A 7,956-nucleotide genomic window follows, 5' to 3' on the forward strand; every position below is an offset into this window, starting at 1 on the left:
TGTCAGGGGCAAACGCCTCGCATGAAACCGTCGGACCAGTGGTTCGCTCCCAATCGCTCAAAACCCCTCCGACGACACTTTCTCGACAAACTAGATGAGCAACCGAGCATGAAACCTCACTTCTTTGCTGTCCTTCACCTCTTCGTCGCGTCGCTGGCGTGCGCGGCCGACACCGGAGGGTATCTGTTTGCGACCTTCCGTGGCGAAGGCACTCCAATGACCGAACAGGTCTACTTCATGCTGAGTGAAGACGGCCGAGACTGGCAGGTATTGAACAACGGGCAACCGATCCTCGTCAGCACGGTGGGAGAGAAAGGTGTGCGTGACCCCTTCATCATCCGCTCGCCAGACAACGCGAAATTCTTCTTGATCGCGACCGATCTATCGATCCATCTCAACCATGACTGGGGGAGGGCGGTGCGAGCGGGAAGCCAATCGATCGTCGTTTGGGAATCCGAGGATCTAGTGAACTGGTCCGAACCGCGGTTGGTCAAGGTCGCGCCCGACGATGCCGGTTGCACATGGGCACCGGAAGCCGTCTATGACGAAGAACGAGGAGAGTACATGGTCTTCTGGGCCTCCCTGACCGCTCGCGACAATTTCAGCAAGCACCGGATTTGGGCCGCACACACGAAAGATTTCAAAACGTTCAGCGAACCGTTCATTTACATCGAAAAGCCCAACACGGTCATCGATACCACAATCGTTCGAGATCGTGGTTTCTATTATCGCTTTACCAAAGACGAGCGATACAAAGCCATCACGATGGAAACCAGCTCGCAATTGATGGAAGGTTGGGAAGACGTATCGGACTTCTCGCTGAGTCGTTTGACCGGTTATGAAGGACCGACCTGTTTCCAAATCGAGCCACCCACCGAGGACCAACCTGCTCGGTGGTGTTTGCTGCTCGATTGGTACAGCCGTGGCAAGGGATATCAGCCGTACGAAACCGCCGACCTCGCGAAGGGCGACTTCCAACCTAGCGAACCGATGACGTTCCCGTTTCATCCCGTTCGCCACGGGACGGTCGTGCCGGTCACCCAGACCGAATACGACGCGTTAAGGAACCGATGGCCGAGCACCTCGCCACAACGGATTGAGTCGCTTTCCGCTCCCGACCACTATGTCCGTCACACCAACTTCGTTCTGCGGGTCGACTCAAACGTGCAACCCTCCCAGGACGCAGACTGGAAAATCGTTGAAGGGTTGGCGTCTCAACCGGGATCCGTGTCAATCCAATCGGTTAACTTCCCGAATCGCTTCTTGGCAAAGAAGGACAACGGATTTGTTATCGAACCGAAAAACGACAGCGACAACTTTGCCGCCCGCGCGAGTTTCCTACAGGTTCCTGGTTTGGCCGATTCGTCAGCCGTTTCGTTCCAACTCGTCAGCGACAACTCGCAATACCTGATCAACGAAAACTCCATGTTGGTCGCTGGTTCGGTCACTTCGAACACTGACAAAGAACGAGCCACCTTCCGTTTGATTGACAAAGCAGCACTACGACGGAAGCAACGGCGAGCCGCGTTCCAGTTCCAATCCGCCTCCGATTCAGTCAAACCCAACAATATCGTGACGGACCTGGAAACCGGCACCGTTCAACTCCCCGTGGAACCAGGCACGGACCGATCTGACCTCAATCCTCAATTGACCGTGAGCGACCGGTCTCTCGTCAGCCCAACCGGGGCTCAAGATTTCTCAAAAGGTCCAGTGGAGTACCGTGCCGGCAGCAAATTGAAATTCAAAGTATCAGCGGTCGAACACCACAACCCATCCCTGACCGGTTATTTCGCAGACCCGGACATTATCTATTCGAGAAAGACAGGCCGCTTCCACGTTTATCCCACGAGCGATGGGCACGATGGCTGGTCGGGCACCGATTTTCGATCTTTCTCGTCACATGACCTCGTTCACTGGAAAGACGACGGCGTGATTCTCGATCTGAAACGTGACGTCGCGTGGGCGAATCGCAACGCCTGGGCACCGTCCATAATCGAACGCGAAACCAATGGCGAGTATCGCTACTACTATTACTTCACCGCCGCACAAAAGATCGGCGTGGCAGTTGCCGATCATCCGACCGGCCCCTTTGTGGATAGCGGCAAACCGCTTGTCGACTTTCGACCTGATGGAGTTCGAGGCGGACAAGAGATCGACCCCGACGTGTTCCACGATCCGAAATCGGGCAAGAACTTTCTTTACTGGGGAAACGGTTACTTGGCAGTGGCCGAACTCAATGACGACATGATCTCGATCAACAAATCGACAATCAAAATCATGACGCCTGACCGGACCTACCGAGAAGGAACACACGTGTTCTTTCGAAAGGGCGTCTATTACTTTCTGTGGTCCGAAGACGATACACGGAGCCCCAACTACCGAGTCCGCTACGCCACCGCGACTTCGCCCAACGGCCCGCTCACTATCCCTTCGGACAACCTGGTCATCGCCAAAGATGAGAGCCAAGGCATCTACGGCACCGGACACAACTCAACAATCCAAGTGCCCGGTCGAGACGAGTGGTACATTGTTTATCACCGTTTCAATTACCCCCATGGAATCAAACTGGGCCCTTCGGCTGGGTTCCACCGCGAGGTCTGCATCGACAAAATGCAGTTCGGTGCGTCAGGCGAGATCCTCCCGGTGACCCCCACGCTCGAAGGCATCTCCCCCGTGTCCATGCCTGCGGCGAAGTAAGACACCCGACTCCGTTTCGAGGGCCCTACATCTCACGATGCGACGCCGTAGAGAAGGATGTCGCAAAAAAAGAGACGCCTTGAAAAGGGGCGCCGCGAAAGAGATCGCGACACCCAGTCAGACTGTACCTGCACAGTCTTTCTATGCCGGCTGCCTTCCATGCCGCCCGCGACAAAACACCTCTCTGCGATTTCGCATGTGAAGAGCCTCTCTTGATCGCGTTCAAAGACGCTGTCTCTACGAGAGAATGCCGCGATGCTCCCAATCGAGTTACATTGGCAACGTGAGCCGTACGCCTCAAAATAGGCCCCCCGCCGGCTCTGGCTTTCCAATGTCTTCGTTCATTCACGGCAAAACGCGTGTCATCCAATACGATCGTCATTCAATCCGCCGAGGTCATCGACCTTCGGGTTCCTACCTCGGACCAACTGCTCGGCTCGGACCCTTTTCACAAGGCCCCCGACTACTCGTCGGCCGTCCTGCATCTGGAAACCAATACCGGGCTGCGAGGCGTGTCGATAGTTTTCACGATTGGTGCGGGAACGGACTGGATCTGCCACGGTATCCGCGATCTTTGCCAACTCATCATCAACACGCCTCTGGATGAGTTCACTGAAGCACCGATCCGTCTCTATCGTCGTTTGCTTGATCACCACCAATTGCGTTGGCTACACGACGGCGTCTTTCGAATGGCAGCGGGCGCTGTCCTCAACGCGCTGTGGGACCTGTGGGCGAAATCCGTCGGCAAACCGCTTTGGAAATTGCTCGTTGACCTGGATCCTCAGTTCATCGTTGACTGCATCGACTGGCGCAACATCAGCGACGCGCTAACGCCCGACGAGGCACTCTCGATACTTCAACGGGTTCGTCCGAACGCAAAGCAAAGGGAGTCAGAGTTGCTCCAAGGCGGCCCCAAAGCCTACTGCACTGCCGGATGGCTGGGACTGAGCGACGAGGAAATTCTGACCACCATCCGAAAGCTTGAGGACAAAGGGTTCGACGCCTTCAAACTAAAAGTCGGCCAAGACTCTGTCGCCGACGTTCGCCGGATTCGATTCATGCGAGAGGCGATTGACGTTGACGCTGAACTCATGGTCGACGCGAACCAATACTGGGGACTCGACGAAGCCCAACGTCACATCGACCGGTATCTTCCGTTCAACCTGAAGTGGATCGAAGAGCCGATCGCCCGTGACGACATCCTCGGCTACATCGAATTGGCGAAGCGATACGATGCCGAACCGTTCCACCTAGCCTGTGGCGAACACGCCGCGTCACCGGTGATCTTCAAACAGCTCCTCAAGAGTGGCTCGATCGGATACTGCCAAATCGATGCCGTCCGAGTCGCCGGAGTAAATGACGTGATGGCGATCATCCTGATGGCGGCCAAGTTCGGCGTGCCTGTCTGCCCACACGGCGGCGGCATCGCGTTATGCAACATGATCCAACACTACGCCATGTGGGATCAAACCAGCGTGTCGGGCCATTCCGACACCCAATTGGTCGAGTACATCGATTTCCTGCAAGACGCAGTACAGAATCCCGTTCAGGTTCGCGACGGACGCTACGTGTCACCCACAGCTCCAGGATGGGGTCTCGAGTTCCGCCCCGATTTCGTCCAAGAGTTTCAATTTCCCGACGGAATCGCGTGGAATCAACGCGATCCACGGACGTCCGGAGTCAGGTTTGAGGTCCCGTCCGCCTCGCCTTCCGAAACACTCGAGCAAAAAACGTAAAAAACGTGTCACGTTCGACATCGTCGCGACAAGGTAACGACATGAGCCGTCCCTCCCCCACCGTCTCGCCCGAATTCGCTCAGTTGGTCGCTCAACAGCATCAACAGTTGCGGTCCTTCATCCGGATGCTCGGTGTTGCTCCCGACTGGGTCGATGATCTCGCGCAAGAAGCATTGCTGATCGCGTGGCGTGAACAGAACACCTATGACCGACAACGCGATCCGGGCAAGTGGCTGCGGGGGATCGCGAGAAACTTGGTTCGCAACGAAATTCGAAAACGCGCCCGCCAGGAACGCATCCTTCACAACGGATTGGCTGAGCTACTCGTCAACGCCTCCGAGGTGTCCACTCACCCTGAATCGTGGAGCGAATGTCACGTCCCGATTCTGCGTGACTGCGTCGAACAATTGGCCCCCAAAAGCCGCGAACTCGTATCGGGTCGCTACGCCGATGGATGGAAAGCTGCCGATTTAGCGGACCACTTCAACATGACCGCCGCTTCCGTGCGGCAAGCACTCGCGCGAATTCGAGTCCAGTTGAAACGGTGCATCGAAATACACACGGCGGAAGTCTGAGACATGTCAACAAACCGCTTTGATGAATTACTGGGCCTGCTTCTCGACGACGACGTCACCGAACAGCAACTCAACGAACTGACACAGATCGTGTCGCAAGACACAAAGAAGCTCGATCTGCTGCGTGATCATCTCCTGATGAGCGATCGTCTCAGCCAGTTCGAAGACGACCTGCGAAGCGGTGACAGATTCCTCGACGCATGGCAAACCCGTCTCCACGCCGCAGACGACACCAGTGGATTTGTGGCGAAGGTGGTCGCCTCCGCGCAAGAAGAAGCGTCGGCGCGTTCGACTCACACGCTCGCCAAAAACGAAAACGTCTGGCAAATCCCAAAGGCAGCAGGCACGATCGCGTTTGCCCTCAGTCTACTGATCCTCGCGGCGGTGCTCTATCAACGAACAACCGATCCAGACGCGGATTCGACCAGGATCGCACTTTCTCCCGACACTGTCGTAACCAATGTCGGACGCGAGGAACCGAGCGACCTGGGCGTTGCCGTCCTCACGCGAGCTTCCGCGTTGGTCGGCGAGCAAACCTCCGATTGGGCGACCGGCAAAACGGTTCCTCCCGGTGTACTCACGTGGGATTCCGGACTCTTGCAACTCGAGTTCTACGCGGGTGCGACCGTGGTTGCCGAAGGCCCGGCGGAGATGGAAATCCTGGACGAGTCACACGTCATCTGCCGTTCAGGACGACTTCGCGTGCATGTTCCCAAACCCGCGAGAGGTTTTTCGGTACTCGCTCCATCGATCGAACTCGTAGACCTTGGCACCGAGTTTGGACTCGATGTGTTGCAAAACGGTGACGCGGAAGTGCATGTTTTCGACGGCAAAGTCGAACTTTATGACGCCGAAACCAATCGCGACATCGAGACACGTCGCGTGCTGAACGCCGGAGACGCCCTTACCGTCAACCACGATGGAACATCGACTCCGATCGATCTTCGTGACGCGGACTTCGTATCGCCTTCCCTTCTCAACCAAATCGCCGATGGAAGGCAAAAGAAACAACTCAGCGACTGGCGAACCTTCCGTGATGCGATGCAAGACGACCCTCGCGTGGTCGCGTACTTCCCATTTGACCGTAACGACGTGGAAGATCGAATCCTCTCGGGCTATGGCGCCAACGGATCGACATTGGAAGGCGCCATCGTCGGCTGCGAATGGACCGAAGGACGCTGGCCAGACAAATCGTCTTTGCAATTCAAACGACCTGGCGACCGTGTCCGCATCACGGTCCCGGGAGAGTATCAGTCGTTGACCTACTCGATCTGGCTGCGGGTCGACGGCCTCGACCGCAAATACAACTCGCTACTACTCACCGACGGCTTCGGCCGAAACCGACCGCACTGGCAAATTCGTCAGGACGGATCTCTTGCACTCGGCATGAGACACTCCTCAACAGTACTGCACTCGTACCGAACGGCATCAATCTTCAACCTCTTTCGACTCGGCCAGTGGGTGCATTTAGCAATGTCTTACGATGCCGTCCGGAGAGACATTTCGCACTACGTCAACGGAAAGTTGGCGATGCGTGAACCACTGGAAGAAGCCGCATCCGGTCTGCTGAAAATTGGCGACGCAACCATCGGCAATTGGAGTGCCCCTACCCACCGACACCGCGAAACAAGGGTTCGCAACCTCAACGGATGCATCGACGAACTCATCGTGTTCGGAGAAGCCTTAGGTGAATCCGAAATCCGACGAATCTGCGAAGCGGGACGCCCGTGATCAACTATCGAACATCCGTCGGACTCCCACCGTCCCTCAACCAAAATCCGGAACGACCTTCGATGAAATTGTTTCTAGGTGCATTGCTCTTCGCCATCATCAGCACGTTGCCCGTCCAGGCTCAAACAGAAAAGCCCAAACGCAACAAATCGGCAAAACGCAACGTCAGTTTCGAATATCGGTTTCCCAATCATCTTCAACAAACACCCGATTCAATCGCACGGCAAGAGAAATGGTTCCGTGACGCGAAACTAGGCGCGTTCATTCACTTCGGCGTCTACTCGACGCTCGAAGGCGAATACAAAGGACGCGGTTCGGGCTTTCGGTACTCCGAATGGATTCAGATTTCGGCGAAGATCCCTGCTCTGGAATACCACCAAGTGGCCGCCCGGTTCAATCCGACTGAATTCGATGCCAACGAATGGGCGAGAACCTTCCAAGAATCGGGCATTCAATATGTCGTCATCACGTCAAAGCATCATGACGGCTTCGCACTCTTTCAATCCATGGTCAGCGCGTACAACATCGTCGATGCAACTCCGTTTCGGCGCGACATCATCAAGGAACTTTGCGACGCGTGTCATCGCCACGGACTGAAATTTGGCGTGTACTACTCTCACGCGCAAGACTGGGACGAACCCGACGCCCCCTACCTCAATAAACGAGCGAAATTACGCGATATTCACCCCGACCTTCCGGCTGATTTCGAGCCCGACATGGATCGGTACATCAGCAAGAAAAGTCTTCCGCAGGTGGAGGAACTGGTCAAGAACTATGAACTGGATTTGATCTGGTTCGACACTCCCGTGGGAATGAACTTCGAGCGGGCCAAATTGTTCAGTGACATGGTTCGCAAGCATCGTCCTGAATGCCTGATCAATTCGCGATTGATCCACAGCGGAAAAGGCAAAATCGAAGCGCAGTATCTGCCACTCTACGACTACGTTTCGATTGGAGACAAGGAAGTCCCGACTCAGAAACTCCCGCTTTATGTTGAGTCACCCGACAGTGTGAGTTCTTCGTTCGGTTACAAAACCAAAGGCAACTGCTACTACCACTCCGAAGAGGAGATGCTCCATCGTTTTGTGCATACCGTTTGCGCCGGAGGCAATGCCCTGATCAACAACGGACCGATGGGCAACGGAAAACTCGATCCTGAGGCCGTTCGACTTTATGGCGTCATCGGCGATTGGCTCAAAGTCAACGGCGAATCCATC

At 55.7% G+C, this 7,956-nt stretch carries 5 protein-coding genes; all 5 read left to right on the forward strand.

Annotated features, from left to right (window positions below):
* Positions 1-108 precede the first annotated feature (108 nt).
* On the forward strand, positions 109-2,697 hold the full coding sequence (locus RSSM_RS34550; RefSeq protein ID WP_160168092.1) for a family 43 glycosylhydrolase: 2,589 nt from the start codon (positions 109-111) through the stop codon (positions 2,695-2,697).
* Between the two features lie 359 nt (positions 2,698-3,056).
* Positions 3,057-4,433 carry an enolase C-terminal domain-like protein gene (locus RSSM_RS06035; protein ID WP_008675681.1) on the forward strand — a complete coding sequence of 459 codons (1,377 nt, stop codon included), beginning with the start codon at positions 3,057-3,059 and terminating at the stop codon, positions 4,431-4,433.
* Positions 4,434-4,474: 41 nt separating this feature from the next.
* On the forward strand, positions 4,475-5,008 hold the full coding sequence (locus tag RSSM_RS06040; protein WP_044301331.1) for a sigma-70 family RNA polymerase sigma factor: 534 nt from the start codon (positions 4,475-4,477) through the stop codon (positions 5,006-5,008).
* 3 nt (positions 5,009-5,011) lie between these two features.
* Positions 5,012-6,739, forward strand: coding sequence for a LamG-like jellyroll fold domain-containing protein (locus RSSM_RS06045; protein ID WP_008675684.1), 1,728 nt, complete (start codon positions 5,012-5,014; stop codon positions 6,737-6,739).
* 62 nt (positions 6,740-6,801) lie between these two features.
* A partial coding sequence (locus RSSM_RS31475) for an alpha-L-fucosidase (RefSeq protein WP_008675685.1) occupies positions 6,802-7,956 on the forward strand: 1,155 nt, incomplete at its 3' end.

This window comes from Aporhodopirellula sallentina SM41, from assembly GCF_000346505.1.
In the GTDB taxonomy this organism is placed as follows: Bacteria; Planctomycetota; Planctomycetia; order Pirellulales; family Pirellulaceae; genus Rhodopirellula; species Rhodopirellula sallentina.

Bases quoted from the DNA above. Each gene is read 5' to 3' on its own strand.
- RSSM_RS34550 (WP_160168092.1), top strand. From the start codon at position 109: ATGAAACCTCACTTCTTTGCTGTCCTTCACCTCTTCGTCGCGTCGCTG.
- RSSM_RS06040 (WP_044301331.1), top strand. From the start codon at position 4,475: ATGAGCCGTCCCTCCCCCACCGTCTCGCCCGAATTCGCTCAGTTGGTC.
- RSSM_RS06045 (WP_008675684.1), top strand. From the start codon at position 5,012: ATGTCAACAAACCGCTTTGATGAATTACTGGGCCTGCTTCTCGACGAC.